At 64.0% G+C, this 26,665-nt stretch carries 36 protein-coding genes and 2 pseudogenes; 30 read left to right on the top strand and 8 right to left on the bottom strand.

Features of this window, described 5'->3' with window-relative positions; genetic code table 11:
* Positions 1–82: 82 nt before the first annotated feature.
* The gene (locus ACSNOD_RS00695) at positions 83–370 is read right to left on the bottom strand and encodes an HNH endonuclease (protein ID WP_436764737.1); all 288 of its coding nucleotides are present in this window, start codon (positions 368–370) and stop codon (positions 83–85) included.
* 654 nt (positions 371–1,024) lie between these two features.
* Between ACSNOD_RS00695 and ACSNOD_RS00690 the strand changes: the two genes are divergently transcribed.
* On the top strand, positions 1,025–1,510 hold the full coding sequence (locus tag ACSNOD_RS00690) for a hypothetical protein (RefSeq protein WP_436764693.1): 486 nt from the start codon (positions 1,025–1,027) through the stop codon (positions 1,508–1,510).
* Positions 1,511–1,632: 122 nt separating this feature from the next.
* Here ACSNOD_RS00690 and ACSNOD_RS00685 read toward each other — a convergent pair whose 3' ends face one another.
* On the bottom strand, positions 1,633–2,037 hold the full coding sequence (locus ACSNOD_RS00685; protein WP_436764692.1) for an acyl-CoA thioesterase: 405 nt from the start codon (positions 2,035–2,037) through the stop codon (positions 1,633–1,635).
* Entirely contained in the window at positions 2,037–2,849 is an 813-nt protein-coding gene (locus tag ACSNOD_RS00680) for a helix-turn-helix transcriptional regulator (protein WP_436764691.1), read from the bottom strand. The genes ACSNOD_RS00685 and ACSNOD_RS00680 overlap by 1 nt, the downstream gene beginning before the upstream one ends.
* 350 nt (positions 2,850–3,199) lie before the next feature.
* On the opposite strand from ACSNOD_RS00680, the gene ACSNOD_RS00675 reads away from it, so the two are divergent.
* The 22 genes and pseudogenes from ACSNOD_RS00675 (at position 3,200) to ACSNOD_RS00570 (ending at position 16,380) form a co-directional block, all read left to right on the top strand.
* Positions 3,200–3,538, top strand: a complete 339-nt coding sequence (locus tag ACSNOD_RS00675) for a hypothetical protein (RefSeq protein ID WP_436764690.1) — start codon at positions 3,200–3,202, stop codon at positions 3,536–3,538.
* A complete protein-coding gene (locus ACSNOD_RS00670; protein ID WP_436764689.1) occupies positions 3,535–4,341 on the top strand; it encodes a RecB family exonuclease in 807 nt (268 codons plus the stop codon). Before ACSNOD_RS00675 ends, ACSNOD_RS00670 begins: the two co-directional genes overlap by 4 nt.
* 30 nt (positions 4,342–4,371) lie before the next feature.
* Positions 4,372–5,196 carry an AAA family ATPase gene (locus ACSNOD_RS00665; protein WP_436764688.1) on the top strand — a complete coding sequence of 275 codons (825 nt, stop codon included), beginning with the start codon at positions 4,372–4,374 and terminating at the stop codon, positions 5,194–5,196.
* 66 nt (positions 5,197–5,262) lie between these two features.
* The gene (locus tag ACSNOD_RS00660; protein ID WP_436764687.1) at positions 5,263–5,694 is read left to right on the top strand and encodes an endonuclease domain-containing protein; all 432 of its coding nucleotides are present in this window, start codon (positions 5,263–5,265) and stop codon (positions 5,692–5,694) included.
* Positions 5,691–5,939, top strand: a complete 249-nt coding sequence (locus ACSNOD_RS00655) for a hypothetical protein (protein ID WP_436764686.1) — start codon at positions 5,691–5,693, stop codon at positions 5,937–5,939. Before ACSNOD_RS00660 ends, ACSNOD_RS00655 begins: the two co-directional genes overlap by 4 nt.
* Position 5,940: 1 nt before the next feature.
* Positions 5,941–6,126 (top strand): annotated as a pseudogene (locus ACSNOD_RS00650) (CHC2 zinc finger domain-containing protein); the annotation flags it as partial.
* 31 nt (positions 6,127–6,157) lie between these two features.
* A complete protein-coding gene (locus tag ACSNOD_RS00645) occupies positions 6,158–6,844 on the top strand; it encodes a toprim domain-containing protein (protein ID WP_436764740.1) in 687 nt (228 codons plus the stop codon).
* Positions 6,841–7,080: a DUF3310 domain-containing protein gene (locus tag ACSNOD_RS00640; protein WP_436764685.1), complete on the top strand. Its 240-nt coding sequence runs from the start codon at positions 6,841–6,843 to the stop codon at positions 7,078–7,080. The genes ACSNOD_RS00645 and ACSNOD_RS00640 overlap by 4 nt, the downstream gene beginning before the upstream one ends.
* Positions 7,077–7,820, top strand: a complete 744-nt coding sequence (locus ACSNOD_RS00635; protein WP_436764684.1) for a ribonuclease H-like domain-containing protein — start codon at positions 7,077–7,079, stop codon at positions 7,818–7,820. The genes ACSNOD_RS00640 and ACSNOD_RS00635 overlap by 4 nt, the downstream gene beginning before the upstream one ends.
* A gap of 7 nt (positions 7,821–7,827) precedes the next feature.
* Positions 7,828–8,394, top strand: a complete 567-nt coding sequence (locus ACSNOD_RS00630; RefSeq protein ID WP_436764683.1) for a hypothetical protein — start codon at positions 7,828–7,830, stop codon at positions 8,392–8,394.
* Entirely contained in the window at positions 8,391–8,585 is a 195-nt protein-coding gene (locus ACSNOD_RS00625; RefSeq protein WP_436764682.1) for a hypothetical protein, read from the top strand. Before ACSNOD_RS00630 ends, ACSNOD_RS00625 begins: the two co-directional genes overlap by 4 nt.
* Before the next feature lie 9 nt (positions 8,586–8,594).
* A complete protein-coding gene (nrdJ, locus tag ACSNOD_RS00620; protein ID WP_436764681.1) occupies positions 8,595–10,598 on the top strand; it encodes a ribonucleoside-triphosphate reductase, adenosylcobalamin-dependent in 2,004 nt (667 codons plus the stop codon).
* A gap of 58 nt (positions 10,599–10,656) precedes the next feature.
* Positions 10,657–11,178, top strand: coding sequence for a hypothetical protein (locus tag ACSNOD_RS00615; protein ID WP_436764680.1), 522 nt, complete (start codon positions 10,657–10,659; stop codon positions 11,176–11,178).
* Positions 11,179–11,279: 101 nt separating this feature from the next.
* Complete coding sequence (gene thyX, locus ACSNOD_RS00610) at positions 11,280–11,963, top strand: FAD-dependent thymidylate synthase (protein ID WP_436764736.1); 684 nt, start codon at positions 11,280–11,282, stop codon at positions 11,961–11,963.
* A gap of 133 nt (positions 11,964–12,096) precedes the next feature.
* Positions 12,097–12,534 carry a hypothetical protein gene (locus ACSNOD_RS00605; RefSeq protein ID WP_436764679.1) on the top strand — a complete coding sequence of 146 codons (438 nt, stop codon included), beginning with the start codon at positions 12,097–12,099 and terminating at the stop codon, positions 12,532–12,534.
* Between the two features lie 117 nt (positions 12,535–12,651).
* A complete protein-coding gene (locus ACSNOD_RS00600; RefSeq protein WP_436764678.1) occupies positions 12,652–12,843 on the top strand; it encodes a DUF7167 family protein in 192 nt (63 codons plus the stop codon).
* Between the two features lie 50 nt (positions 12,844–12,893).
* Positions 12,894–13,070: a hypothetical protein gene (locus ACSNOD_RS00595; protein WP_436764677.1), complete on the top strand. Its 177-nt coding sequence runs from the start codon at positions 12,894–12,896 to the stop codon at positions 13,068–13,070.
* A 37-nt stretch (positions 13,071–13,107) separates the two neighbouring features.
* Positions 13,108–14,940 (top strand): DNA polymerase, encoded by a 1,833-nt coding sequence (locus ACSNOD_RS00590; RefSeq protein ID WP_436764676.1) that lies wholly within the window; start codon positions 13,108–13,110, stop codon positions 14,938–14,940.
* Entirely contained in the window at positions 14,937–15,173 is a 237-nt protein-coding gene (locus ACSNOD_RS00585; protein ID WP_436764675.1) for a hypothetical protein, read from the top strand. The genes ACSNOD_RS00590 and ACSNOD_RS00585 overlap by 4 nt, the downstream gene beginning before the upstream one ends.
* Entirely contained in the window at positions 15,170–15,352 is a 183-nt protein-coding gene (locus tag ACSNOD_RS00580) for a hypothetical protein (RefSeq protein ID WP_436764674.1), read from the top strand. Before ACSNOD_RS00585 ends, ACSNOD_RS00580 begins: the two co-directional genes overlap by 4 nt.
* Positions 15,353–15,464: 112 nt before the next feature.
* Complete coding sequence (locus tag ACSNOD_RS00575) at positions 15,465–15,890, top strand: deoxycytidylate deaminase (protein ID WP_436764673.1); 426 nt, start codon at positions 15,465–15,467, stop codon at positions 15,888–15,890.
* Positions 15,891–15,948: 58 nt separating this feature from the next.
* Entirely contained in the window at positions 15,949–16,380 is a 432-nt protein-coding gene (locus ACSNOD_RS00570) for a hypothetical protein (RefSeq protein ID WP_436764672.1), read from the top strand.
* A 135-nt stretch (positions 16,381–16,515) separates the two neighbouring features.
* Here ACSNOD_RS00570 and ACSNOD_RS00565 read toward each other — a convergent pair whose 3' ends face one another.
* On the bottom strand, positions 16,516–16,725 hold the full coding sequence (locus ACSNOD_RS00565) for a DUF397 domain-containing protein (protein ID WP_436764671.1): 210 nt from the start codon (positions 16,723–16,725) through the stop codon (positions 16,516–16,518).
* Positions 16,722–17,558 carry a helix-turn-helix domain-containing protein gene (locus tag ACSNOD_RS00560; RefSeq protein WP_436764670.1) on the bottom strand — a complete coding sequence of 279 codons (837 nt, stop codon included), beginning with the start codon at positions 17,556–17,558 and terminating at the stop codon, positions 16,722–16,724. Before ACSNOD_RS00560 ends, ACSNOD_RS00565 begins: the two co-directional genes overlap by 4 nt.
* 106 nt (positions 17,559–17,664) lie before the next feature.
* Here ACSNOD_RS00560 and ACSNOD_RS00555 point away from each other — a divergent pair, with 106 nt between their 5' ends.
* From ACSNOD_RS00555 to ACSNOD_RS00530, 6 genes are all read left to right on the top strand, one after another.
* Positions 17,665–17,991, top strand: a complete 327-nt coding sequence (locus ACSNOD_RS00555; protein ID WP_436764669.1) for a hypothetical protein — start codon at positions 17,665–17,667, stop codon at positions 17,989–17,991.
* Between the two features lie 217 nt (positions 17,992–18,208).
* Complete coding sequence (locus ACSNOD_RS00550) at positions 18,209–18,520, top strand: DUF7848 domain-containing protein (RefSeq protein ID WP_436764668.1); 312 nt, start codon at positions 18,209–18,211, stop codon at positions 18,518–18,520.
* The gene (locus ACSNOD_RS00545; protein WP_436764667.1) at positions 18,505–18,672 is read left to right on the top strand and encodes a hypothetical protein; all 168 of its coding nucleotides are present in this window, start codon (positions 18,505–18,507) and stop codon (positions 18,670–18,672) included. Before ACSNOD_RS00550 ends, ACSNOD_RS00545 begins: the two co-directional genes overlap by 16 nt.
* A 331-nt stretch (positions 18,673–19,003) precedes the next feature.
* Positions 19,004–19,237 carry a hypothetical protein gene (locus ACSNOD_RS00540; RefSeq protein WP_436764666.1) on the top strand — a complete coding sequence of 78 codons (234 nt, stop codon included), beginning with the start codon at positions 19,004–19,006 and terminating at the stop codon, positions 19,235–19,237.
* 1 nt (position 19,238) lies between these two features.
* Positions 19,239–20,189 (top strand): ATP-grasp ribosomal peptide maturase, encoded by a 951-nt coding sequence (gene tgmB / locus ACSNOD_RS00535; protein WP_436764665.1) that lies wholly within the window; start codon positions 19,239–19,241, stop codon positions 20,187–20,189.
* On the top strand, positions 20,186–21,337 hold the full coding sequence (locus tag ACSNOD_RS00530) for a methyltransferase domain-containing protein (RefSeq protein ID WP_436764664.1): 1,152 nt from the start codon (positions 20,186–20,188) through the stop codon (positions 21,335–21,337). Before tgmB ends, ACSNOD_RS00530 begins: the two co-directional genes overlap by 4 nt.
* A 327-nt stretch (positions 21,338–21,664) precedes the next feature.
* Here ACSNOD_RS00530 and ACSNOD_RS00525 read toward each other — a convergent pair whose 3' ends face one another.
* From ACSNOD_RS00525 to ACSNOD_RS00515, 3 genes and pseudogenes are all read right to left on the bottom strand, one after another.
* Positions 21,665–23,329 (bottom strand): recombinase family protein, encoded by a 1,665-nt coding sequence (locus ACSNOD_RS00525; RefSeq protein ID WP_436764663.1) that lies wholly within the window; start codon positions 23,327–23,329, stop codon positions 21,665–21,667.
* Positions 23,330–23,351: 22 nt separating this feature from the next.
* Positions 23,352–24,086, bottom strand: a pseudogene (locus tag ACSNOD_RS00520) (amino acid permease); the annotation flags it as partial.
* Between the two features lie 97 nt (positions 24,087–24,183).
* Positions 24,184–25,524 (bottom strand): CapA family protein, encoded by a 1,341-nt coding sequence (locus ACSNOD_RS00515; protein ID WP_436764662.1) that lies wholly within the window; start codon positions 25,522–25,524, stop codon positions 24,184–24,186.
* Between the two features lie 203 nt (positions 25,525–25,727).
* Here ACSNOD_RS00515 and ACSNOD_RS00510 point away from each other — a divergent pair, with 203 nt between their 5' ends.
* Positions 25,728–26,615, top strand: a complete 888-nt coding sequence (locus tag ACSNOD_RS00510; protein WP_436764661.1) for an Fpg/Nei family DNA glycosylase — start codon at positions 25,728–25,730, stop codon at positions 26,613–26,615.
* Positions 26,616–26,665: the final 50 nt, after the last annotated feature.

Here is a 26,665-nt window from a genome sequence, read left to right as displayed (position 1 = left end):
ATACGGGGACCTCTGTTGAGCAGGTCTCCGGGCTGATCGGGGACCTGCTCAGAGGCCCCCGGTCCTCACGGGGGCCTCTGCTTTATGAGCGGTCCTCGTAGTACGTCTTGAGGGCGTGGCATTTGCCGCACAGCACCCAGAGGTTGTCCAGCTCCCAGGAGCCGCCGCGGCTCACGGGGACAATGTGATCGACCTGAAGGTTCTCCCTGACGCCGCACCTCTGACAGGTGAACCGGTCGCGGGCGAGGACCCGTGCCCTGCGTGAGGACCAGTCTCCAGGCCGGGAGCTGTTTCGGGCCGACTTCCTGTCCCAGCCCTTGCGGGCCGGAGGAGCATGCTCCTCGCATCGCCCCGAGCGCACGGTGATCATCGTGCAGCCGTTGACGTAGCAGACACTCTTAGCGCGAGGCATCAGCCCACCCCCTATGAAGTTGAATCCCGACGAGGCCGGACCATCCGGTTCAGTTGTCTGTGTGTGATGCGCTGCTGCATCGGGATCGGTGAATCGACAGGGACTCGAACCCTGACCTGCCTCCCGGACAGGGAGGAGTGCGCGCCTACACCGCGATTCCAGTCGGGAGCTACCCGACCTTGGCCAGCCGAAGGTGATCAGCCTTGGCCGGTTGAGTGAGTGGCCCCGGCTGGGTTCTGATCTGGCAGCCGGGGCCAATGCCTTCCTGGACCTCTACCGGAAGGACTCAACGGGAGGTCTGACGGGAAGGAACCTTTCAAGAGAAGGAAGGTCTACCTTGACCTGCTATTCTTTAAGGGTTAACTAACTTCTTCTCTCTCTGTTTCTTCTTCTCACTATAAATGTCGGTGTCTCCGGGATGGCTGGGGGACGGAGGCGCGTAGGGATGTGACACACATCTCTTCATCTTGACCACTACGGGTACAATGGTTGTGAGGTATGTCTCACTTTGGGATGTGACTGCAACCGGTTGGGGCGTGGTGCACAAGATCAAGTGCTAGGGTCAGGGGCTGGCAGTTGGTTGGGCTAAGCAAACAACGAGAGGGAATCGTCGTGCAGAAGAGGCTTCCGGACTTCAACGCGCTGGTCCGCCTGAAGGAGCAAGACCTCACGGACGACGAGATCGGCGCCATGTACGACGTGAAGGGCCAGGCCGTGAACAAGGCCCTCACCCTCGGCGGGTACTACACCCAGGCCGTGTCCAGGGAGGTGATCGAGAAGGGCATCCCTTGGACCGTCAAGCGCACGGAGGGCGCCGGTAGCCACCACAACACGTACCTGGGCAAGGCTGTCATGGCCTACCTGCGGGTAGCCATGGGGGACGAGACGGCCAAGGACAGTCACCGCCTGGCCGCCAAGCGTCTGCGGGCTCGACTGCTTCGCGAGAACACGGTCATCGACTACGACCCCCGAACCAAGGACGGCTTCAAGCTCGTGGAGAGGGAGGAGAGGGATGGTGATCTCATCTTCCGTTGGCCGGCGGACAGGGCGCTGCCGGAGGGGAAGGTTCTTGACGCCATCACCCTGTCGGACGCGTGACTGCCTGTGTAAGCGACAGAGCCTCAAAAACACAAAGGCCCCTGGCTGAGCCAAGGGCCTTCATGATTTTCATCCTCGGAGGCGCCGGCCTCTGGGCCTCGCCTCTGAGTGTCCATGCGCATCTACTCCGCGAACGATGCGATAACCTCTCGCTCGCTTTCCTGGAAGCGGCGAACCCTGTTCGCGATTGAATCGAAGCCGGCGATGAGCGTGCGGGACTCCACGTAGACGTCTTCGCCGTCCTTGATCTCGCACCGGATTGTAAAAGAGGCACCCTTCACATCCTCCACCCATGCCTCGATGGTGACCGGCTCCTCGCGGTAGGTGAGCGGACGTAGGTATTTCAACGTCTGTTCCCGCACAACGAAGTTGCACGCTAGCCGTTCTGTCGGGTCAGTCGGAACGAGGTCTGAGAACATCCGAAACCTGGTGTCCTCAAGGTAGTTGGAGTACACGGCATTGTTCACGTGGCCGTTGGCGTCCATATCAGCCCAACGCAGTGGGCACGGGTGGTTGTAGCGGGGCACTACTGTCCTCCGGTCGTTCCGAGAATTTCGAGGGCGTCTATGCCCTCCCCCCAGGTAAGGAAAACCAGTCGCAGGCTGGGGAACTTAGCGGGCGTACAAACCTGGCTGATCACGTCGGTCGGCTTGTTGTCGTTGTACGGAACGCGTACGCGGAAGTGGTGTCCGTCTCGGTTGGAGACGACCGTGGTCTCTTCCTCCCAGAACCCACTGATCAGTGGGTCTTCTAGTGCAGCGAGCAGGATGCGTGCAATGTCAGTGTCGGTTCCGCGGCGAGCTATCTCCATGCGGATCATGCCGAGGTAGACGCGGCAGTGCTTTTCCCAGCTTTCAAGCTGGACCCGAGCATCCGGGTGGAGCAGAGTCCAACGCATCAGGTTCGCGTCCGGCTCAGCAACCCACGGAAACCAGTTACCCATGGCTTGGTTGAAGGCGACGACGTTCCAGTCCTCGTCGGACACGTAGGCCGGGCGCGTGCCCTGTTGATCAAGAATCCAGGAGACCGGGAGCAGCTCGGGATCGTCAAGGTTCAACGTGACTCCTTGAGGCGAGGGGACGCCCATCGTCATCAGGAAGAGCGTCATCCGCTCGTCGGGGGCAAGTCCAAGGCAGTCGGCGATGCGCTGGAGAACGGCAGCGTCGTGCTTGACCGGCAGGCCGGCCTCGAACGTTCGATACCACTTCTCCGACATCCCGCTGGCCTGCACGACGTCCTTCTGTGGCAAGGCCCTTCCCAATCCCAACGCGGCGCCTCGCGCCGCACGCCACGCCTTGAGGTACCTCGTGAGGTTGGACGCGGCGATCAGATCATCCATGTCGTAGCAACGCCTTCGGGCAGCGCACATCGACCCTTCTCCCTTGATGCGAACGTGTGTACGAATCTGCTGTCGGGCCCCAGCTAAGCACAGGGGGGACGCGATTCGGGGGCCACGCCCCTGTAACGGTCCCCACACTCTATGCACACACCGACCGGTAACTACTTACCGGTAAGCGCTTACCGGTCGACTTCTGGTATCACTGATCATCCAGCGGGCTGGGGGGTGCGTGTGATTAGTACCACCGTTGGGATGTGACACTTATGCTGGGGGGTACCTTAAGGTGGCTATACGGGTGCTCCGGTGCGACTCAGTCCGCATGAACCCGCCAAGCGAGAGGCCGTCTAAGAGTGTTTCAGACCTTCAAAGACCTCAAGATCAGCGAGCGTGCGGACGAGATCCTGAAGGCGATGTCGAAGGCAGATGCCACATGTAAGAGCCGTGAGTACACCGCAGCTTCCGGAGTCGTAACCATGACGGCTCACGGCCTCGGACAAGTCATCTGCGTCACACTTGCGGACTCAATGGGGGAGTGTGAAGGGGAGGTGATGATGGAGCTGCAAGAACGTATCGGCTGCCTCCTTGAGGATGCCGAGATCATCTTTCACGAGCAGTTCAACCGGCCGCACCCGCGTATGAAGGGCTCCACCTGTTTCATCCAGTTCGAGATTTTTGAAGGGTACGTATGACCATCGAGGCCAACTACCAGCGTTGGGTAGAGATGCCGCGCTCCGTCTCGCAGATCACCGAGTTCGAGGAGTGCCCGTACAAGAGTTGGCTCAAGCGGGTCGAGCGCATCGAGCCCCGGCCGGCCGCCTGGAGCACCCACGGCACGGCCTTCCACAGCGCGGCCGAAGCGTTCGAGAAGTCCGGACGGGAGCTGACCGCCGACGAGGCCGTCAACGTCTTTCAGAACGAGTACAGCAAGGGCGTCAACCGCGACCTGGGCAAGCTCAACGACATCGACCAGTGGATGCGGGCGAATCGCGGTACGGCCGCCGAGGACCTGGAGGACCGCTTCGCCAAGGGCGCCGAGCAGACGCGGCGCTACGTGGAGTACGTCCAGGATCAGGCTCCGGTGCTCTGGCACCCCGACGGCAAGCCGGCCGTCGAGTTGTCCTTCATGGCTGACTTCGGCGGCGTGAAGGTTCGTGGCTACATCGACCAGGTACTCGTGAACCGGGACGACACCCTTCGTGTGCGGGACCTCAAGACCGGCTCCACGAAGAGCAAGTTCCAGCTCTGGGTGTACGGGATGGCGCTCAACCAGCTCCACCCCGACGAGGAGGTCACCAACGGCGACTGGTACCTCGCCAAGACGGGCAAGGTGTCCCGGCCGGTCAAGATGGCCGATGCCAGCGAGGATGAAATCACCGAGCGCATCGTCACCATGGACCAGGGCGTGAAGTCCGGAGACTTCCCGGCGAAGCCGGGATTCGGCTGCCGCTTTTGTGATGTGCCTCATGGCTGTTCTTTTCAATCCCGAAGTTGAGATGTGACACCCCGAGGAGGGGGAAGTTTCTTGTTCAGCCTCAATCAGTCTGTCCTCGTTCGAGGAGCGGCCGGCGAGCCCATCCCGTCCCCCTACCGTGGGCTCCAGAAGCTCGAAGTCGAGTTCCGGCGAGGAGACTTCAGCGTCGTGTGCGCCGGGGGCGGCACCGGCAAGAGTCTCACCGCCCTCTTCCTGGCTACCTGGTCCAACGTCCCAACTCTGTACTTCAGCGCCGACTCCACGGCCGCCACGCAGCTCTCCAGGGCTACGGCCATGATCACCGGCGACAACGCCCGTGAGGTTAAGAAGGCCCTCGTGGCGGATGACGGCTCGTTCGCCAAGTACGAGGAGGCCCTGAGTAAGCGTTGGTGGCTGCGGTTCAACTACAGCGCCAGGCCCACGCCGAAGGACATCGAGCTGCACCTTGAGTGCTACCGCGAAGTGTTCGGCTGCTACCCCCACTTGGTGATAATCGACAACATCACCAACGTGGACGGTGGAGGCTCCTCGACTGCCGAGGAGTACACCTTCGGCCTCGAAGGACTCTGCGACTACTTCAACGAGATGGCCCGGGAAACCAGGGCTCACGTGATGGCGATGCATCACGTCGTAGGCGAGTACAGCTCCGGCATCAAACCCATCCCGCTCGACGGCGTGAAGGGCAAGATCGGGCGTGTGCCCTCCGTCGTGCTCACCATCCACGCCGAGGTAGACGGAATGCAGGGCAGGACCCTGCATATCTCACCGGTGAAGAACCGCGAGGGGTTCACCGACCCTTCGGGGGAGACCTACGCCTCGTTCGAGGTAAATACGTCCAACCTTCAAATCGCGGACCTGGACGATGAAGTGTTCTGACTCACAGCCTTTCAATTTGCCCCGCGAGTTGGGATGTGACAGAGTGGACCTACCGAGGAAGAGGGCGTGAAAAAGCCCAAACATGGATATCGCCCCTGTGTGCGCTGCGGGAAGAATCGAGCAGAGCGGTTCTTCACCTCGACCAGGGCGAGGATCTGCGCGACATGCCACAAAAAGAAGCGCAGCGCCGCCTCGCATGAGGCCCGAGTCCAAACCGTCTACGGCCTTGAGGCCGGGGACTACGCCAAGCTCCTGGCCGCCCAAGGGGGCGTCTGCGCCATCTGCAAGCAGTCAAGGGCGAAGCGGCTCGACGTAGACCATGACCACACCACGGGGCTCGTGCGCGGCCTGTGCTGCGCCAGGTGTAACCGGCAGCTCCTCGCCCGCGGCCTGCGCGACAACCCCCAGATCGCCCGCAACGCGGCCGACTATCTAGAAGACCCCCCAGCAATCCGCTTCATCGGCAAGCGGTACCACCGAGAGGACGGCAAGAAGTGATCTCGTACGACGGCGGCCGGCTCCACGTCACCCTGACCCGCAAGACCGGCCTGGCCAAGCTCGCGCGGCTCCTGGAGGCGGAGGCCGCCCTCGGAATTCACGAAGAGGCCACGGTCGTCTACAAGTGCCGCAAGGGCGCCCTCCGTCAGGTCATGCCCATCGGGACCCTTGCAGAGATGGTCAAGCGGGAGGTCGAGACCATCAAGCAGCTCCGCCTTGAGCGCGCCGTCAAGGTTGGGATGTGACATGCAGAAGCCGGGTATCGCGGATGTCTTCCGGCACTACTACCCCGAAGTTGACCTGAAGGACCGGGAAGGCTGGCAGAAGATCCACTGCCCCGAGCACCCTGAAGAGAACCCGTCGGCGTCGGTTAGTTCATTCAAGAACCGCTGGCACTGCTTCGCCTGCGACATCAGCGAAGACAGCTACGACGTGATCATGAGGAAGGAAGGCATCGGGTTCCGTGCTGCTCAAGAGTTCGCCGCAGGCCGTTTCGATGGTGGAGATAGCCCAGAGCTACAGCAAGAGCTATCAGGGAAGCCCGGCCGAGCAGTACATCAACCACCGCGGTTTGGGCAGTCTTGCCACCCCTCTGGGATTCGGGTACGTCGCAGCCCCCGCTACGGGGCATGAAAAGCACCTGGGCCGCCTGGCCATCCCGTACATCAGGCCGGCTGGCGGCGAGTTCGCCGTAGCGACCATCCGGTTCCGCTGCATCAGCGAGACGTGCCTCAAGCACCCGGACGGCTCCTGGCGGAACGAGGAGCTGCACGAGGGTCACGGGAAGTACCAGAGCCTTCCCGGCTCCAAGCCCCTGCTCTACAACACGCGAGCCCTCATCAGGCCGTCCCGGTACATCGGGCTCAGCGAGGGCGAGTTCGATGCCGCGAGCGCCGAGCTGGCCGACATCCCCACCGTGGGCGTCCCTGGCGTCAGCGGGTGGCGGGACCACTTCGACCCGGCCTTCCTCGGATACGAGGCCGTCTTCGCCTTCACCGACGGCGACGAGCCGGGGGAAAAATTTGTACACATGCTGGCTGAACGCCTCCCCAACATCGTCCCCATCGAGTTCGGCAAGAAGGCGGACGTGAACCAGTTCGTCAACAAGCACGGGCCCAAGGCCCTTCGAGAGAAGTGCGGGTTGGAATGAGTTCCCAGGACAACGTCAACTCCCCAGCGCACTACACGCAGGGCAAGTACGAGGTCATCGACATCATCCAGGCGTCCATGAGTCATGAAGCGTTCCAGGGATACCTGCTCGGAAACATGACCAAGTACCTGATGCGCTGCCAGCACAAGCACCAGGACGGCGGCTCCGAGGACCTGAAGAAGCTCATCTGGTACGCCGAGCGGTTCATTGCCAACATTCGAGTGGAGAGTGCATGAAAATTCTGACCATTGACCTGGAGACCTCCCCGAACCTCGCGCACGTCTGGGGCCTCTGGAATCAGAACGTGGGCGTGAACCAGCTTCTCGAATCTGGTGAGGTTATCTGTTTCGCGGCCAAGTGGTACGACTCGAAGAACGTCATGTTCTACAGCGGTCACGAACACGGCAAGGCGGAAATGATCCAGGCCGCACATGACCTCCTCGAAGAGGCGGATGCCGTGGTCCACTTCAACGGCCAGCGCTTCGACATCCCGCACCTGAACCGCGAGTTCCTTGAGGCCGGCCTCGCGCCGCCGGCCCCCTTCGCTCAGGTGGACCTTCTCAAGGTCGTCAAGAAGCAGTTCCGGTTCCCCAGCAACAAGCTCGACTACGTAGTTCAGAAGTTGGGGATCGGGAGGAAGACCTCGCACACCGGTCATCAGCTCTGGGTGGATTGCCTCTCCGGTGACGAAAAGGCATGGCGGCTGATGCGGAAGTACAACTGCCAGGACGTACGAGTCACCGAAGATCTCTACGACTACCTGTTGCCCTGGATTCCCACCCACCCGAACCACAAGCTCTACGACGGCCAGGGCGACGAGAACCATTGCCCTAACTGCGGCTCGGAGGACCTGAAGAAGGAAGGCCGGGCCTACACCTCCGTGTCCGTCTTCCAGCGCTACCGGTGCGAAGGATGCGGCAAGTGGAGCCGAGGCAACAAGCGTCTCGACGCATCCGAGATCACCGCCATCAAGTAAGGAAGCCATGCAGGACAACGAGATCGACTGGGCGCATCTTTCAGACCTGGCGGGCAAGGTCGCCTACGTGATTGCCGAGCGCTGGCACATCGTTGAGGTAGACGACGTGAAGCAGGCCATGTTGGAACACGCGATCAGGGAGCGGAAAAACATCGCTCCCGTTGCCGGCAACGAGCGCATGATGCGCAAGATTTTCTACACGGCCGGCCAGCGCTACGCGGCCAAGGAGCGTGTCTACCGCGACCTTATGGACGGTGAATACTTCTACACCGCGGACGAGGCCAGGAATGCGCTCAAGCTCCTGATCTACACCACGGACGAGTTCTCCAACATGATCGGCAAGAAGGACACGCTGAACCACTGCGAGATCACCGACAACCTTCACACTGCGCGGATGGAGGCAGAGGCCGGCCTCAAGAAGCTCAACGACCGATATCAGCGGCTCCTCATGTCCCACTACGTCTTCGGGCTGCCGATCGGCAGTGAGGCCGACAAGAAGGCGTGCCAGCGGGCCGTCATAGCCCTCTCGTACGAGATGAACCGCTCGATCCGCAGGAAGGCGGTCCACGCATGATGGAGACCACTCTCAAGTACCAGCGCGGTGACGTAGAGATCCAGGTCATCTACGACGACGGGACTCTCAGTCCGGTCTATCTCGGGATTCATTCCCCGGCCGAATCCTTCGAGGTCAACATCGATCGCCAGGACATCAGTGCCGTTCACCGGATGATCCTCGCCGCCACGCAGCCCCACACCAACCACTAAGGAGAGCCCTTGTTCAAGACTGAAACCGCCGAGACCGTCTTCAAGCGCACGTATTCCCGCAAGAAGCCGGACGGCTCCATGGAGTCCTGGCCCGAAACCGTGCAGCGAGTTGTGGACGGCAACCTCGCCCTGGTGCCCGAGCGCTACCATGAGGAGGGCGAGCGAGAGGCCCTGGTCGAGCTGATCCAGAGCTTCAAGTTCCTGCCCGCAGGGCGGCACATCAAGTCGTCCGGCGTCAACGACTTCGCGCTCAACAACTGCTGGGCCTCCGGCTGGGTGGCCGGCGACCCTGCCGAGCACTTCCGGTTTACACTCCTCCGCCTGGCCGAAGGCGGCGGCGTCGGCGCGAACTACTCGTCGCGGTACTTCCACCAGTTCCCCGCCATCGAGAACCGCGTCACCGTGCACATCGTTTGCGACCCGGCGCACCCTGACTGCCGCGATCTGGTCGAGGCCGGCGTCATCAGCACCGAGTACGACTACGAGTGGGCCGGCGCCTACTCCGTAGAGGACTCTCGCGAGGGCTGGGCAGAGGCCCTGGGCGACCTGATCGACACGGCACACAACCCCAAGACCAAGCACGAGAACCGCGTCTATGACGTGTCCCGGGTCCGCGGCAAGGGCGCCCCGCTCCGATCCTTCGGCGGCACGGCTTCCGGGCCGGAGCCGTTCGCACGGATGATGGTCGAGGTCGGCAAGATCCTCACCGATGCGTCCGGGTGGCCGATGAACGGTATGGACGCCATGGCCATCGATCACCAGATAGCGATGGCCATCGTGGCAGGGGGAGTACGACGCTCCGCGCGCATGAGCATCATGGCCTGGGATGACTCCCTCATCTGGGACTTCCTGAAGTGCAAGGGTGACCAGCTCGCCATGTGGACGACCAACATCAGCGTGGAAGTGGACGACCGGTTCCTCAAGGCGGTCGAGGACGGCCAGGAGCACGCGGTGAAGGTCATGGAGGCCCTTGCCGAGGGCGCCCTGAAGAACGGCGAGCCCGGCTTCTGGAACAGCAGCCTCACAGCCGAAGGAGAGGTGGACGGCACCTACACCACCAATCCGTGTGGTGAGGCGACGCTGACCCCCTGGGAGCCGTGCAACCTGGGGTCCGTGAACCTCGGTGCGTTCGTTCGCTACGGCGAGACCGACAGCCAGGGCCTCTATGACGCCCACCGCTACGCGACCCGCTACCTGATTCGAGCGACGTTTGCGAAGGTGGCGGACCCCAAGTCACAGGAGGCGATCAGCAAGTACCGGCGAATCGGCGTTGGGCATCTCGGTTTCGCGGACTACCTGTTCAAGCAGGGCATCAAGTACAGCAAGGCTCCCTACAATCCGCGGGTTCGCTCGGACCTGAGGTTCTTCGCACAGACGGTGGACCAGGCCGCTATCGAGTACGCCAACGAGCTGCGGATTCCAGTGCCGATTAAGAAGCGGGTGATCGCACCAACCGGTACCACGTCCAAGCTCGCCGGCGCCTCGGGCGAGGGGGTTCACGCCCCCTTCGGGGACTTCTTCCTCCGCCGAATTCGGTTCTCGTCCATCGAGCCTTCAGAGAAGGCGCAGATCGAGGAGTACGAGAAGAAGGGCTATCGCACTGAACCGTGCGTGTATTCCGCCAACACAGTGGTAGTGGAGGTCCCCACTGTTGACCCGCTCCTGCCGGACTACCCCGAGTACGCCGAGGCGTTCGAGCATGCGGGGGAGCTGACGCTTGAGCAGATGCTCTCCGTGCAGCGGATGTATCAGGAACTTTGGGCGGACCAGGCGGTGTCTTACACGGCCTCCGTCGATCCGACGGAGTACACCGAAGATGACGTAGCCCGTATCTTGCACGGCTTCATGCCGGAGCTGAAGGGGACCACGATATTCCCGGAGATGAGCCGGCCACAGTCACCATACGAGCGGATCTCGCAGGAGGAGTACGAGGAGCGCATGTTTGAGATCGGCGAAGTGATCGCGGATACGGGATACGACGAAATCTGCGCCTCTGGCGCCTGCCCCATCTGAGACTCTACTCACAGCACCGCAAGTTGAGATGTGACCCTCAATCTGAAAGGATCAAGGCATGAGTGAGAACCCCTTCGGAAACTCCCCCTGGGACGCACCGAGCCCCGAGAACAACATGACTGAAACCCTCAAGGAGTCGCCCGTGACCACTTCCACCGCCCACACTCAGGAAGGCGTAACCCTCAGCTTCAAGGGCGGGGAAGGGTACGACGCTTCTCTTCTCGTCCTTCGCGCCGCCACGATTTCCGACATGGACGCCATGCTTGACGAGGAGGCCAGCACCCTCGCGTCCCTCATGAAGCGCATGGCGAAGATCCAGTCCTTCAACACCGAACTGAACTTCAAGGACAAGGGTACGAAGGTCAAGCCGACAGGTAAGAACACCTTCTCCGGCGGCAAGGTGCAGAACTCCGCAGGTGGCGAACATCAGGGCGTGACCGACTGTGAGCACGGCCGCACCCATGTCGCCAAGAACGGCTGGGAGGCGTACTTCTGCAACGCCGACGAGCGCAAGGGCGAGGACAAGTGCCCGCCCGCCTTCCTCAGCAAGAAGTCTGGCAAGTTCGAACTGAAGATCTAATTATTTCATTCTCTCTCCAAGTTGGGATGTGACGCTGGGGGCCGGGTGACCGGCCTGGCCCCCAGCCCCAATGAAAGGCAACCGTGAAGTTCAAGAGCAGCATGGACGTGGAGCTGGTACAGCAGCTCGCCACGGACAAGGTGATCTGCATGGCCGCTCGGGTCAGCACCATCGGGAACAAGGTGCAGGACTACGACCAGGGCAAGGACCGCGGCCTCATCAACTTCCTGATGCGGGACCGGCATGGCAGCCCGTTCGAGCACGGCACCTTCACCTTCCGGATCTCGGCTCCCATCTTCGTTGTCCGTGAGGTCATGAGGCACCGGGCCGGCATGAGCTACAACGAGGAATCCGGCCGCTACCGCGAGCTGGAGCCCGTCTTCTACATCCCGGCCGGGGACCGCCCCCTGGTCCAGGTCGGCAAGGCCGGCCAGTACGACTTTGAGCAGGGCACCTTCCAGCAGTGGTTCGTGGCCTCCGAGGCCGCCCGCACCGCCTACGTCACGGCGTGGGAGTCATACCAGTCCATGCTCGCCGCCGGCATCGCCCGCGAAGTCGCCCGCTCCGTACTGCCGGTCGGCACGTTCAGCACCTTCTACGTCACCTGCAATCCACGGTCGCTGATGCACTTCCTCTCGCTCCGCACCAAGAGTGACACCGCGAGGTACAAGTCCTTCCCCCAGGTCGAGATCCAAATGGTTGCCGACCAGATGGAAGCGGAGTTCAAGCGCCTCATGCCGATCACTCACGAGATGTTCGTAAAGCACGGACGAGTCGCCCCGTAGTGGGCGAGCTGCTCAGCCTCCTCGCCTTCTATCAATGCCCGTGCGGGATGGCGTTCGTCATCGACTACCCCGCCAACGAAACGCCCGAAAAACCTGCGCCCTGCCCGGCCTGTGAAACCCCAGGAGTGAACGAATGACGTGGACGGCCAACACCTGCCTGGATGAGCCCTATAACTCCCAGATGGACCTTAAGAACGTCCCGCTGAATAAGGTCACGATCGAGGTGAAGGAAGAGAACAAGGCACTCATCGAGTCCCTGCGCAAGGACCTCGGTGACATGGCCCTCAAGGCTCGTGAAGCCGAAGGCGCCAAGAAGTACTGGGTCCAGCGATTCACCGACGAGCAGAAGCTCGTCCGCGAGCTTCAGGCCAAGCTCGCCAAGGCCGAGCACGAGAAGCCGGCCAGCGGCGGCCGGCGGTACGTGCAGCTCGTCAAGCACCTCTCCGAGCGCAGGCGTCACTTGGAAGGCATCAAGGCTGACGCCGCTCGCGAGATGGCCTGGGAAGAGGGCCTGGGCGCCGAGCAGCGCCTGAACGAGGTCAACGCTGCTCTGGGGGTCGCTGGTGTTTGATAGCTGGGACGAAATCCCTCTCTGGGTCTATGACCACAACAACATGACGGTCGAGCGCCGTATCGGCCCAAACACCCCCGAGCCCGAGTTCCCCTTGGTCCTGGAAGGAATCTACTGATGAGCGAGTTCGTAACTATCCGTCTGGTTGTCGATACCGGATTCATCGGGGCGACTTACGAGGACTACATCGAAGTTGCTCGCGACGAATGGGACGCGATGAGTCCCCGAGAGCGTGAGGCTTACATCGATGAGGAGGTACGCACGCTGCTGTGGAATCACATCGAGACTTACGGTGAGGTCATTGATTGATGCTCGGGAGAAAGTCGAAGCAGATCCGGATTCTCCGCCTGGAGATCGAGATGGCCAATCAGCGTTCAGGTCACTGGCAGAAGGCGAACGGCCAACTCAATGAGTACATCGGTGCTCTAGAAGCGGAGCTGGAGATCGCGGTCCAGGAGTACAGGGAGCTGGAAGACAAGTTCAACGCTCTTGTCGCAGAGCGCGAGGCTACGCAGCCCACGGAACCCCCTTTTTGAGCCCACGAAGTGGGGATGTGACACACGGAGGAAGTGAATGAAGGTCATCAACTACGCCATCAACGGCTCCGAAGTCCGCATCAACGTAGTTGAGACTGAAGACGATCTCCCCGAGTTCCGCCGCTTTGTGGTGAACAATCATCAAGCCCTGGGATTTGACACCGAGACCGACGGCCTCTCCTGGTGGGAGGACGGGTTCCGTATCCGCCTTGCCCAGTTCGGCAACGCACACGAGAGCTTCGTCCTCCCCACCGAGAGGGGTGGCCTCTTCCAGGAAGACGCCATCAAGGCGGTTGGCTGGGTTGAGAAGTTGGTCATGCAGAACGGGACCTACGACATCCTCTGCATGGATCGCGTCTGGGGGGTGCCGGCCGAGACGGTCTTTCCCCGGCTGATCGACTCCCGCATAGTCGCCCACCTCGTGGACAGCCGAGGCCGGAAGGACGCCGGCGTAGGTCACTCGCTCGAAGAGCTGACCCGCCACTACGTCTCCGCGACGGTGGCCGATGAGGTGAAGGCGAGCATGACCGTCATCGCCAAGGAGCTGGGTGTCAAGAAGGCTGACGTGTGGCCGTTGATCCCGCTGGAGCATGAGGGCTTCAACCTCTACGCGGGCATGGACCCGATCCTCGCCTTCCGCTTGGTGCAGCTCCTCAAGCCCAGGGTTCCGGTCACAGCCCGCAAACTCATCCAGTACGAGCACGATCTGGCCGCCGCCTGCGCCTACATGGTGCGTCGCGGCATCAAGGCCGACGTGCCGTACATCGAGGAGCGTGCAGCCGAGCTGGCCTCCACGGAGCACCACTACAAGGACATCGCGGCGAAGCTCGGGCTGGAGAACATCAACAGCCCGAAGCAGGTCGGAGCGGCAGTCATCAGCCGGGGCGTCATACCCACCGAGACCACGCCGACCGGCCAACCCAAGGTGGACGACCACCTTCTCAAGGCCCACATGGACGACCCGCTCTGCGAGGCGATCTACCGGGGCAAGAAGGCGGCCAAGGCCAAGAGCACGTGGTTTGACAACGCCCTGAACAACCGTGATGCGGAAGACCGGCTCCACGCCGATATCCGATCGATGGGCGCGCGGACGGCCCGGATGTCGATCTCCGGGGCGATCCCGGCCCAGACGTTCCCCTCCGGGGACTCGTTGGTCCGGCGCGGCTTCATTGCCGATCCGGGCATGGTCATCTGCGCAGTGGACTACAAGGCCCAGGAGCTTCGGGTTCTCGCTGCTTTGTCAGGAGACAAGGCGATGAAGAAGGCTTTCCGAGAGGAAGCCGACTTGCATCAGATCACCGCGGACGCAGCCGAGGTGGACCGAAAGACGGGGAAGATGACCAACTTCCTCACGGTCTACGGAGGCGGGCCGGCCGCCCTGATGAGCCAGGCGGGCGTCACTCGGGATGTCGCTGAGCGAGCCATCAAGGGATTCTTCAAGGTCTTCCCTGGCGTCGAGCAGTATTCCGAAGGGCTACAGCGCGAAGCGCGTCGGAAAGGCTATATCACCACGAACACGGGTCGACGCCTGTACGTGGACAAGAGGCGCCCATACGCCGCCTTGAACTATGCCGTGCAAAGCGCTTCGAGAGATGTGACTGGTCGGGCAATCCTCCGACTCATGAGCGCAGGATACGGGCCTCATATGCTTTTGCCGGTGCACGATGAAGTGATCTTCCAGTTCCCGGAGGAGCACGCTCTCAGGGCTACGGAAAAGGCCGCTCAGATCATGAAGGAAGTCTTGAGCGGCGTACTCATCGACACGGATGTGTCGGTTTACGGAAAGAGCTGGGGTTGCGGGTACATGGCCGAAGGCCAGTTCTGTGACCTCTGCGGGGTCACCCACAAGAAAATGGAGTTGGCGGCATGAGTGAAATGGACGGCTTCGAGGAGCTAATCGGCGACTTCGCCAAGGAGATGGAGAACAAGGCTCTGGAGCACGTTGCGAGCACGGCCTTCAAGGCTGCCCGCCTCTGCGGCCTGGTCATGAAGGAGGCCAAGGAGTGGGGTATCCCGAAGGACCTGGCCGAAGGCATGGCCGCGGACGTGTGGCAGATCATCATGATTCCCGCCGGCGTGGAGGTCGTGGAGGCCGGCGAGTGAGCTACGCGGACTACTACGTTGAGGGCGACGAGTGCGGATACACCGCGCTCATCCACGGCCCCTCGGGGGAAACCGTTGCCGACGGTGGATGCACCTGCTGCCTGGGCAACGAGGCCACCCTCCAAATGCTGATCGACTCGGCCGACCACGACCAGAAGAAGCGAAAGGAATCCGAGTGACCGGCCTGCATCTGATTTTCGTCTCTCCGACCTGCACCACCTGCAATCGTGGAAAAAGTCTCGCCGAATTGGCGAGCCCAGCGGACCTTGTGACGTTCTTCCAGGACCCTAAGTGAAGGATCTTGATGCGCGCCCAGACTGGGATACTTACTTCCTCGGAATCGCTACGGCGGTTGCTGCGCGAGGTGACTGTCTCCGATGCCGTGTTGGAGCTCTGGTGGTCGGTTCTGACCGGCGAATCGTGTCTACGGGATACAACGGATCGTATCCAGGCGGCCCGTCGTGTGGCGCTGGAGAATGCGCGCGTTGCCTCTCGGAAGTTCCCTCCGGCTCCTCATACGAGGACTGTGTTGAAACACATGCCGAGGCGAATGCACTTCTCTATGCCGACTGGGCGTCATGCCAAGGCTCCACGATCTACATAACCCGATCGGCCTGTAAGGACTGCTCGAAGCTCATCAGGTCTGCTGGGGTTCATCGCATCGTGCACTTGGATCACGGCACGGTTGTGGAGCTTCACCTTCGGTCGGTAAGCTAGGCCGCCAGTTGGGTTGTGACATTTTAGACTGCGGCCCGTCCCGTCCCTTGGAGCGCTCGTGGAAATCGTGCAGGTTGTCAGGCTCACTGTCGAGGGAGACACCTACGAGGGCGAGGTCGATGACCTCGAAAAGGTGAAGCGCCTCACCGAGCTGGAAGAGGCGTACAGCAAGAGCCGGCAGGCCCTCCTCGATGCCCTTGAGGAGTACGAGATCGACGTTGCGCGCCCCGCCGTTCCCTCGCTCACGGCTAGGCCGGTCTCCGGGAAGAAGAGCGGGATGTCGTCCGACCCTCTGGCCGCGGACGTGAGGGCCTGGGCCGCGACGCTCACGAACCCGTCCCTGCCCCTGTCCGCCCAGGGCCGCATCCCCTCCTGGGTCAACGAGGCGTATGAGAGGAAGCTCAAGGGCGAGGCGCTGGACAAGCACGCTCGACTGTATGCCTCACCTGACTTCCTGAAGAAGTACGAGGACGCCAACAAGAAGAAGTGATCTTGCTGCTCGAAGGCCCCCTCCCAGCGGGGAGGGGGCCTTCGCCGTGTCCAACAAACGTCGGGCCCCGGTCTGCTCGCAGCAGACGGGGGCCTTCGGCCTCGATCCCACAAGACGGGCAAGGCCGACCAGAGGTTACACGCCCATATCTGGTGAGTGCTTGACGGTGGCCACGAACGAGCGCCAGGCGTCAGGCGTGAAGCGCAGCTCCGGGCCGTTGGGGTCCTTGCTGTCACGGACAGGGATGACACCGTGCGCGACCACAAGGTTGGTGGCAATTTCAATGCAGTTGCCGCCGTTGTTGCTGTAGGAGGACTTAAACCAGCGGGGAGATTCGGTCGTCACAACGTGCCCTTTCGTACCTGTTCGATCATGGCCACAGACGCGGCCTGGGACAACGACTCGGCCTGTAGCTGATGGTAGGCCGTCAGCATGGGCACTACGGACGTGGGCTCTCGGTCCAAGTTCCCGTGGGCCTGAGACTCGGCGTAGCAGATGACGGACCGGTCTGGCAAGGTCAAGAGATTGACGGGCAGGTCAAAAGTTCGACGCTCGCCTATGTCGTACGGCGCCACCTGTAGCAGCGTGTTCGGCAACTGTGCGAACTCAACCAGACGCGCCAACTGGGTGTCCATGACGACTGCCCCACCGACAGTACGACGGATGCAGCTCTCATCCATGGTCACAAACACCATGGGTGGGTGAGGTCTCACCAGGGCCGCCTGGCGCTTCGCGAGGAACGAGACTCGTTCATCCGCTTGTTCGGGCGTGATGGCGCCGCGGCGCACTGCGCTGTCCGCCAACACCCGTGCGTAGTCCGGAGTTTGCAGCAGGCCCGGGATGATCCCGATCTCGTACAGCCGGATCTCGACGGCCCGGCCTTCGTACTTGACGTACTCGGGGAACCCCTCCAGCAGGGCACCGAGGTTGATCTTGCGGTACTGGCGCTCGAACGAATCCGTCGTGTCTGTGAGGCCAAAGGCTTCGTCTGCGCTACGCGAGAAGCGGAGAGTTGGAGACTTCCGACCAGTTTCAACCGCCGAAATATGCACGCTGGAATATTCCATGAGGGTGGCCAGGTCCTCCTGAGTCCAGCCGCGCGAGTCGCGCAAGCTGCGCAAACGCGCCCCGTAGGCCGCGTTCGGCGAGGAGTCGGGGTCCAACTCCTTACGGTTCAAGGCTCGTTCACCCAACCTTTCGTTCCAAACCTACAGGTTGAAGAGTGCCCAGGTGTAAGCCACCCTGAACCACCCGGTGGTGAGAGCGCTACGGAGAGGAGTGATCGTGTCCGTCATGCACGTTCCCCCCGAAGGGCGGGAGCCCCCGCGCCTCCCGGTCGCCGACAACCCCATGGTGGGCGCTGCGTGGCTCGCAGACACGCAGCTCGGGCCCACGCCGGCGACCCTGTGGGACGGCTACCGGGTCGGTGCCCTCTTGATGGACGAGCAAACGGAGCGCATCGGCGTATCCCACGCCTTCGACGGAAAGTGGTACACCCTGAAGAACACCTGTGGGACGCCGGCCGTGTGGCAGGCGCACAAGGACCACGTCCGTGTGGCCACCGGCGCGGAGCGTCGGACGCTCGGTCTCAGCCCCCGGAGCGTGGACTAGTGTCCTCTTTCCCCTATTCTTTCCAGTCCCTCTCTGCGGTCACCCATGGGCAGTGGACGACGAACCCCAACCCCGCCCCGGGGCCCCTCTGCTGTGGGTGCGCCGATTACGGCCGGGACCTCAAAGAAGCGGCAGAGTCGGGTAACGAAACGGCCCTGATCTTGGCCCAGGCCCGGGTCAAGCGCCACCTCGCCAACTGGCACAAGGAGGAGAGCCGGTGACCCGGACCTTACTCCGCTTCCTGGACTTCACCCTGCGGCGGTGCCGGGATGAGGACCGAAGGGTGAAGTGCGTGACCTCCGTTCCGGGCCCCTGCCCGTCCGTGGGCTTCATGCTGACTCAAGACTGCGGCGCCGAGTCTGAATGGCTCAGCACGGAGGGCGAGGTCACGGACTGGATGCGTAAGCACACCTCCGAGACGCGTCACCTGCGCTACGAGCGCACCAAGCGCGAAGAGCTCCTCATGGACCCCCCGGGAAGCCTGCCCGCCGGTACCGAGATCCTGCCCGAAGGGTGGACACCACCATGACGAAAAGGCGCCAGGAGCACGACGACGAGCCGTGCACGGTTTGCGGGATCTTCGACGACGCCGAAGCCAAGCAAAAGGCGCGCGGAAGCACTGCCGACCTGGTCAAGATTCGGAACGCACGGGCGCGACACGTCAAGCGCAAACACGCCTAGCGAACCTCCTAGACCCCTGCCCCTCTGTCGGCGCCTAATCCCCCCCAGGGCGCTTATCCCTCCTTGACGGAGGGGCAGGCCGACCCCCGCCCCGGTACACGGTTGAGGTCCGTTCCGCCGGGGCGGGCCCTCCCTTCCGGCTGTACGGGGGGCAGTCGGAAGGCCCCAATCTCCGCCCTTACCGGGTGACCCCCTGGGTGATGCGCCCCTTGCCCATCGCCTTGCACCCCGCTAGGGGCGGGAACCACGCCCGTCCGCCCTTGTGGCCGTCGGCGGCCGGACGGGTGCACACCGCAAGCTCGCTTGAACCGACAACACGGAGGTACAAAGCATGAGCACTGCTACCGCGCCGGCCGTCCCGTTCGGATGTCGGCACCTGACCTCGCCGCCCCCGAACACGTCGGAGGCACCGGTGATCACGTTCAGCGAGTCACTTCAGCTCAACGTCGGGGCCCAGGGCAACCCGTGGCACGCGGAGGCCGGGAACAAGCCGGAGACGCAGACCGAGACCAGCAACGGCGACGGCAAGGGGCCGGGCTCCGACAGCGGAACCGACCTGTACTGACATGCGAACCATCCTCATCCTCACGGGCCGGGACGACCTGACGGCCGATGCTGTGGTTGAGGAACTGGCGAAGCGTGGTGAGAACGTCGTCCGGTACGACACGGCCGACTTCCCCACCACTTCCCGTCTGGCCGTCTCCCTCACGGGGGACGGCTGGGCGGGTTCCCTCGTCGCCGGTTCCCGCACCCTCCGCCTGGAAACCATCAAGTCCGTATGGTGGCGCCGCCCGAACGAGTTCGTGACGCCGGAAGCCTGGCCCAGCCTCGCCCGAGCACTCGCCGTATCGGAAGCACGATCCGGAGTGCTCGGTGTACTCAGCTCTTTGCCCGTCCGGTGGATCAACCACCCGGCCCACGACTCGGCCGCGAACTACAAGCCGCGGCAACTTGCCGTGGCCGCCCGCGCCGGACTGGACACCCCCCGCACCGTCATCACCTCCGACCTCGATCACGCCCGGGAATTCATGGGGAAAGACGTAGTGATCTACAAAGGGCTGGGCGGCGGCGTACTCGGCCCGAACGGAGAGCGGAAGTTCCTGCCCGTCTCCCTCGTCTCTGCGAAGGAGCTGGACGACGGGGTTACTGGAACCGCGCATCTGTTCCAGGAAAACGTTGAGAAGGCGTTCGAAGTCCGCCTCACGGTCATCGGCGGGCGCATGTTCCCAGTCGCCATCTACGCCGGCAGCGAAGCCGCCAAACTCGACTGGCGCACCGACTACCGCTCACTCACCTACGAGCGCGTGCCCATACCCCTGGAGGTCGAGAACGGCGTCCGGCGGCTCATGAAGGAGCTGGGGCTCTTCTTCGGCGCGCTCGACTTCGTTGTCACCCCCAAGGGGCAGTGGAAGTTCCTGGAGATCAACCCGAACGGCCAATGGCACTGGATCGCCGTAAAGGCGAACGTTCCACTGGTAGAGGCCATGGCCGACGCACTACAGGGAGAAGCTGAATGACCGATGCCGACTGGACCGAAGCCGCGAAAGCCCTGGCCGACAAGGTGACCGTCGAAGCTCCGGAGTGGCACGACGCCGTGAGCAACACCCCCCGACACCTGTTGATCCCGCGATGGTGGGAGCGCGTCCCCAACAGCCCGGCCGAGGAATGGGAACTGATCGCGCCCACGTCGGGGTCGCCGGCACACCTGAAGGCGGCCTTCAGCGACAAGACCTTGATCACTCGCGTAGGGCCGTTGCACGCCGATCACGCCCAGCCGGACGAGAGGGGGACCGGAAGCCCGACATCATCGTCCACGCTCCCTGGACTCGTCGTGTCGATGCTCCACCGGCTACACCTCAAGCCGGGCCAGGCGTACCTGGACGTGGGCTTCGGCTCCGGGTACTCCGCCGCGCTCGCAGGGCGGCGTCTCGGTGACGAGAACGTGACGAGCGTGGATGTGGACTCCTACCTTGTCAAAGCGGGGCGCTCGCGTCTGGCCGAGTTCGGCCGCACCCCTCATGTGGAGGCCATCGATGCCACCGGCCCGATTCCGGGCGGAGACTACGACGGCATCATGGCGACGGTTGGAGTACGGCCCGTACCGGAAACATGGCTCCGGGCTCTCCGCCCGGGTGGGAGGCTCGTCACGACCATCGCCAACACCGCTCTTCTGGTCACTGCGGAGATGGGCGAAGACGGCGTTGCCCGGGGGAACGTCGAGCCCGACTCGGCCACGTTCATGGAGACGCGGCAGGGAGCTGACTACCCGCCTAGGCTCGACACCGTGTTTGCCGCCGCCCGAGAAGCCGAGGGGGACGATGTGCGGGCCACAGATGGCCCGATTCCGCACCTGTGGCAGGAGTGGGCCCTCACGTGGCTGTTTGAGCTGGACACCCCGGGAACGGAGACGCGGGCGGCGGCTGACGACAAGGGCGGGCGGATCGTCTGGCTCCTGTCCGCCGACGGATCATGGGCGCGGGCTGAGGGAGACAAGACCGGCACGGTTCACCAGAGCGGTCGGCGCCGCCTCTGGGATGACCTTGAGCGGGTCAGGCGGAAGTGGGAGGAGCGAAACCGCTTCCCCCTTCACCACATGTCCGTGACGCTGAGCCCTGACGGAAACACGCTCACCGCTCCCGGCGGAGGGTGGTCTTTCTTCATCTGACCGCCCCGCCGGTGCCCCCTTGCCGCTCCGGCCAGCACTTTTCGTTCCCCCACGAGGTGCTGGCCGGGGCTCCGCCGGGGGTTAGTTCACCCCCTCAAGTTGGGATGTGACACTCGTGGTACGGTTGCTCTGTAAGGGAGACCCCCTCCGGTGAGGGGGTTTTACGTCCGCGCGAAGTTGGGATGTGACACTGTATGCGTGTGATCACTGTCCTTGTAGGGAAGGACGGAACCCGAACGGTCATCGACGACGTCACCTATCCGTCCGATGAAGACTGATACGGAAAGACCCCAGTCGCGGCGACTGGGGTCTTTCCGTGTTTGTGGGCTAGGTCAGGGCCGGCACCTGGCCCTTCACCTTCTCCTTGAGTCTTGATTCGTCGAAGTAGTTCTTCTTGATGATGAGTTGCTGCTTCACGTCCTCGGGGATCGCAAGAACGAAGTGATCCGTGTAGACCTCGAAGGTTATGCCGCCGCGCAGAAGATCTTCTTCCATCTTCTCTCGACCGCCGAGAATCCAGCGCTGGCGATAGGTGCCCTCAAGCGTCTTGGTTTCCCACCTGTTCTGGGCCGACTCCTCCGGCACGTCTGCAAGCTGTTCGCTCAACTTTACAAGGGTCTCTTCCGCTGTCTTCTGAAGGAAGCCTCCAACGGAGAACTTGCCTCCAGGCTCCAGGGCCTTCATGTAGAACTCGATGGACTCTTGCAGTTCCTTGCGCTTCTTCGCATTGTCCTGGCCCTGGACGTAGACCCGCTCTACCACCGGGTAGTCGCCTATCTGCTTGAGTACGGAAGTCTCAAGGTCTCGATAGACTTCCTTGGCATCCACGGACGGTCGAACGTCACATTTGTGAAGCTGGGTGTTGATGCAGCGAACCTTGTTGTGTTCACTGTACCCACCCTTGGCGAGCTTCCTCTTGCCGCGGTGCGCAGTCATGTTGCGCTTGCAGTAGCCACACTTTATAGAGCCAAGGTAATGGGTTGCCTTGTTGTTCCGGTTGGGCTTTTTCCTGGTGATGGTCAGGTCGGCCTCAATGAGCTTCTGAAACTCATCCGGCTCAAGGATGGCCTCGGCAACCTTGATGGGCTCCCCGGTCTTGTCGCTGTACACGATCTGCGGAGGCTTGTTCCCTCCCCGCTTCCCAGAGGAGATGACCCGCACCCCGGTAAGGGCCGGGTTGCGCATGATCCGCACCAGGGAGGCGACAGTCCATTTAGCTCCCCGGGCGGTCCTAATTCCCGCTCGGTTGAGGATGTCGCAGATGTAGTTGTAGGAGCGGTGGTGCTTCACCCGTCGGACGTACACATACCTGATGATCCGCGCCTCGTCTGGATTGATGACCAACACCTTGTGAGGGTTGGCGGGGTCGTCAGACTTTTCCGTCCTGTACCCGTAGACGGGCTTGCCGATGAGCCACTTAGTGGTGGTCCTGGTGTACTGCCAGAGAGAAGTAAGGCGAATCCCAAGGTTCTCTGCCTCGATGCGGGCCATACCCGCAATCATGGTCACCATCATCTGACCGAGAGTGGTGGAGAAGTCGAGTTCTTCAACCTTGGATATCAGGTTCTTGTTGAACTCTTTGGACCACTCGATCATCAGGTGCAGGTCGTATATATGCCTGATGAATCGATCGAGCTTCCAGAAGAGGATTACGTCGAACTCGGGGGCAAGATCGTTAATCCAGTAACCGAGCCTCTTGCGCTGCCACGGCGGAACCTTCGTGGCTGAGACGTTAATATCGGACGCGACGCCTACAACCCTTACGCCCTTCTGCTGGGCAGTGGCCCACAGGTCGAGTTCCTGGCGGATGGGGGAAGTCGTCTCGTCCTTGAAGATGCTCAGCCGGATGGACAGGAGCCCCCTCGGGGCATCGGCCGGTAGGGACTGCTGCATCAGCTTCCACTGGGCTAGCTCTTGCAGCTCCTCGGGGCTCCAGCCCTCACGCGAGGGCTCTTCGATCAAGTTCGTGCTGGTCAGGACGGTGCTCGGCATATCCACTCCAGGTTAACCCGGTTGCGTCATTGCCGAAGACGGCGAAAAAGACCGTGGCCGCCCCGGTGAACGCGCCCCCGACCCCGTACGGGAAGAACGGCGTGTAGTGGTCGGACCGGATGTGGAACACGCCGACGCCGATGACCAGCAGCACCACCAGGACCTTCAGCACCACCACCACGGTCTCGAACCGCGCGGCGTTCCTGATGCCGAGGGTCAGCAGATACGCCACGAACAGACAGAGCACCGCCGCGAACAGATCGACCCGGTGGCCCTCGCCCGTGCCCGGCGCGCCCAGCATCCAGGCGGGCAGCTCCGCCCCCATCTCGCCGAGCAGGAAGTTGAAGTAGCCGGAGATGCCGATGGCCACCACGGCCACGATCGCCGTGTACTCCAGCAGCAGGTCCCAGCCGATGAACCAGCCGGCCAGCTCGCCCAGCACGGCGTAGCCGTAGGTGTAGGCCGAACCGGCCTTGGGGATCAGGCCGGCGAACTCGGCGTAGCTCAGCGCGGCGGCGGCGCTGGCGACCCCGGCGATGAGGAACGACACCAGGACCGCGGGGCCCGCGGTGCCATTGGCCACCGTGCCCGCCAGGGTGAAGATCCCGGCGCCGATGATGCCGCCGACGCCGATCGCGGTCAGCTGCCAGAGCCCGAGGGTCCGGGTCAGCTGCTCGGTCCTGGCGCCCTCCGGTTCCTCGATGTGCTCGATCGGCTTGCGGCGCAGTACGCCCTGTCCCACCCGGAGCCCGGCCATGCTGTGTCCTCTCCGTCGAGTCCGTCGAGGGCTGACGGCGGCTCATGATGGCGGAGGGGCGGGCCGGGCGAAAGGCGCCGCTCCGCGCGGCGGCCGGTCATGGCCCGTCCGTGGCCATGGTGAGCCCGTCGGCGGCGGCGCCCCGGGAGAGCACCGCGTCCCGGATGCGGTCCCGGCGGCGCGCCCAGTCGGCGCGGTCGGGCTCGCGCCGGAGCGCGGCGTTGAGGTCGAGCACCCGGAAGCCCTCCTCGTCGCAGAGCTGGGGCACGAACTCCGCCCGGGTGACCCGCCAGCGCCGGCCCGGCCGCTCGGGCGGCTCGAAGGCGAAGCGGGCGATGGTGCCCTCGCTGCCGCGCGGGTCCCGCATCCGGCCGGCGAGCTGATCGCCGAGCCCGTACACCACCCAGGTGCCGTTGACCTTCTCGTACGCCTGCGGGACGTGGTTGTGGGTGCCGATGATCAGGTCGATATCGGGCCGGCCGCGGCTGTGGGAGCGGGTGAGCCGGTCGGCGAGCGTCCGCTGCTGCTCGTCCGGCTCCTCCTGCCATTCGGTGCCCCAGTGCATGCTGACCACCACGACATCGGCGCCGGCCCTGCGGGCGGCGCGGGCGTCGGCGACGATCCGCCGCTCGTCGATGAGGTTCACCGACCAGGGCTTGCCCGGCGGCAGCGGGATGCCGTTGGTGTCATAGGTGTAGGCCAGCTGGGCCACCCGGGCGCCCCCCGCGCGCAGCAGCGCCGGCCGGCGGGCCTCCTCGGCGCTGCGGGCGGAGCCGACATGGCGCAGCCCGGCCCGGTCCATGGCGTCGAGGGTGCGGCGCACCCCGGCCGCCCCGGCGTCCAGGGTGTGGTTGGAGGCGGTGGAGCAGGAGTCGTAGCCGGTGGCCCGCAGCGCCTCGGCGACCTGGGGCGGCGAGCGGAAGGCCGGGTAGCCGGTGAAGGGGCCGCCGTCGGGCCCGTACACCGTCTCCATATGACAGATCGCCAGGTCGGCGCCGGAGACGATGGGTCGTACCCCGGCGAACATGCGCCGGAAGTCGTGGTCGCCCGAGCCGGCGCCGGCCCGCCCGCCCGGATCGCCGGAGCCGTCCGGGCCGCCGGGGCCGCCGGGGCCGCCGGAGCCGTCCGGGCCGCCGGAACCGTCCGGTTCCGCGGCATCGCCCGGGCCGTCGGGGCCACCCGGTTCACCGGGCCCGCTCGCGTCCGCCGCGTCCCGCCGCGCCTGGCGGATCACCGAGGCGTGGGGGAGCACGTCCCCGGAGGCCACCAGGGTGAAGCCGCGCCGGCCGGCCGGGGCGGCGGCCGGCGAGGTGGCCGGTGACCCCGTGGTGCCCGGCGCCCCGGCCGGCCCCGCCGTGCAGGCCGCGGCGGCGCCCGCCAGCAGCCAGATCAGTGCCGCGCGGGCACCCCGGCCCGCCGCGTGGACGCCCTTGCGCATGTCCGCTCCCTGTTCGCCCGTGCCCAGCCACATCGGGACGACCAGGATGTCTATATGACATATGGGACAGTCAAGGAAAGTTACTGCATATTGCCCTACGAATGCTCCACTTGCTCCGCGTACGGAAGCGCGGGGGTGGGGACCGGGCATCACCCGCGCGCCGTCGCCGCGCCGGCTTCGAGCCGCTGCGGCACACTGGGCGCATGCCGGAGCTGCCGGAGGTCGAGGCCCTCGCCGGGTTCCTTCGGGAACACCTGGTCGGCCGGGAGATCGAGCGGGTGATCCCGGTCTCGATCAGCGTCCTCAAGACCTACGACCCGCCGCCCACCGCGCTCGAGGGCCGGACCGTCACCGCCGTGGCCCGCCACGGCAAGTTCCTGGACCTCGCGACCGAGGGCGGGCCCCACCTCGTGACCCATCTGGCGCGGGCCGGCTGGCTGCGCTGGCAGTGGCGGGCCCCGAGCGCGCCGCCGCGCCCCGGCAAGGGGCCGCTGGCCCTGCGGGTGACGCTCACCGAGCCGCCGGGCGCCGACCCCGGGGCCGGCGCCGGCTTCGACCTGACGGAGGCCGGCACCCAGAAGCGGCTCGCCGTGTACTGCGTCACCGACCCGGCCGACGTCCCCGGCATCGCCCGGCTGGGCCCCGACCCGCTCGCACCGGACTTCACCCCCGAGGCGTTCCGCGCGCTGCTGCACGGCCAACGGCACCGGATCAAGGGACTGCTCCGGGACCAGAGCGTGATCGCGGGCATCGGCAACGCCTACTCCGACGAGATCCTGCACGCCGCGCGCATGTCGCCGTTCCGCCTCGCCGACAGCCTCACCGAGGAGGACACGACCGCCCTGTACGAGGCGCTGCGCGCCACCCTCCGGGAGGCGGTCGAGCGCTCCCGCGGGCTGGCGGCCGGCGACCTCAAGGCGGAGAAGAAGGCGGGACTGCGGGTGCACGGGCGGGCGGGGGAGCGGTGCGGGGTGTGCGGCGACACCATTCGCGAGGTGTCCTTCAGCGACTCCGCGCTCCAGTACTGCCCCACCTGCCAGACCGGCGGGAAGCCGCTCGCCGACCGCCGCCTGTCCCGCCTGCTGAAGTGACACGGGCGGCGCGGGGGCGCGGCCCCGGCGGCGGTGCGGGGGCGCGCCCC

Source organism: Streptomyces sp. URMC 123 (genome assembly GCF_051386515.1).
Taxonomy (GTDB): domain Bacteria; phylum Actinomycetota; class Actinomycetes; order Streptomycetales; family Streptomycetaceae; genus Streptomyces.
This window is presented reverse-complemented; position numbering and strand designations above follow the sequence as displayed.

Bases quoted from the DNA above. Each gene is read 5' to 3' on its own strand.
- ACSNOD_RS00695 (WP_436764737.1), bottom strand. From the start codon at position 370: ATGATCACCGTGCGCTCGGGGCGATGCGAGGAGCATGCTCCTCCGGCC.
- ACSNOD_RS00680 (WP_436764691.1), bottom strand. From the start codon at position 2,849: ATGGATGATCTGATCGCCGCGTCCAACCTCACGAGGTACCTCAAGGCG.
- ACSNOD_RS00670 (WP_436764689.1), top strand. From the start codon at position 3,535: ATGACCATCGAGGCCAACTACCAGCGTTGGGTAGAGATGCCGCGCTCC.
- ACSNOD_RS00640 (WP_436764685.1), top strand. From the start codon at position 6,841: ATGAGTTCCCAGGACAACGTCAACTCCCCAGCGCACTACACGCAGGGC.
- ACSNOD_RS00635 (WP_436764684.1), top strand. From the start codon at position 7,077: ATGAAAATTCTGACCATTGACCTGGAGACCTCCCCGAACCTCGCGCAC.
- ACSNOD_RS00630 (WP_436764683.1), top strand. From the start codon at position 7,828: ATGCAGGACAACGAGATCGACTGGGCGCATCTTTCAGACCTGGCGGGC.
- ACSNOD_RS00625 (WP_436764682.1), top strand. From the start codon at position 8,391: ATGATGGAGACCACTCTCAAGTACCAGCGCGGTGACGTAGAGATCCAG.
- ACSNOD_RS00615 (WP_436764680.1), top strand. From the start codon at position 10,657: ATGAGTGAGAACCCCTTCGGAAACTCCCCCTGGGACGCACCGAGCCCC.
- thyX (WP_436764736.1), top strand. From the start codon at position 11,280: ATGGACGTGGAGCTGGTACAGCAGCTCGCCACGGACAAGGTGATCTGC.
- ACSNOD_RS00605 (WP_436764679.1), top strand. From the start codon at position 12,097: ATGACGTGGACGGCCAACACCTGCCTGGATGAGCCCTATAACTCCCAG.
- ACSNOD_RS00600 (WP_436764678.1), top strand. From the start codon at position 12,652: ATGAGCGAGTTCGTAACTATCCGTCTGGTTGTCGATACCGGATTCATC.
- ACSNOD_RS00595 (WP_436764677.1), top strand. From the start codon at position 12,894: ATGGCCAATCAGCGTTCAGGTCACTGGCAGAAGGCGAACGGCCAACTC.
- ACSNOD_RS00590 (WP_436764676.1), top strand. From the start codon at position 13,108: ATGAAGGTCATCAACTACGCCATCAACGGCTCCGAAGTCCGCATCAAC.
- ACSNOD_RS00585 (WP_436764675.1), top strand. From the start codon at position 14,937: ATGAGTGAAATGGACGGCTTCGAGGAGCTAATCGGCGACTTCGCCAAG.
- ACSNOD_RS00540 (WP_436764666.1), top strand. From the start codon at position 19,004: ATGAGCACTGCTACCGCGCCGGCCGTCCCGTTCGGATGTCGGCACCTG.
- tgmB (WP_436764665.1), top strand. From the start codon at position 19,239: ATGCGAACCATCCTCATCCTCACGGGCCGGGACGACCTGACGGCCGAT.
- ACSNOD_RS00530 (WP_436764664.1), top strand. From the start codon at position 20,186: ATGACCGATGCCGACTGGACCGAAGCCGCGAAAGCCCTGGCCGACAAG.
- ACSNOD_RS00525 (WP_436764663.1), bottom strand. From the start codon at position 23,329: ATGCCGAGCACCGTCCTGACCAGCACGAACTTGATCGAAGAGCCCTCG.
- ACSNOD_RS00515 (WP_436764662.1), bottom strand. From the start codon at position 25,524: ATGCGCAAGGGCGTCCACGCGGCGGGCCGGGGTGCCCGCGCGGCACTG.
- ACSNOD_RS00510 (WP_436764661.1), top strand. From the start codon at position 25,728: ATGCCGGAGCTGCCGGAGGTCGAGGCCCTCGCCGGGTTCCTTCGGGAA.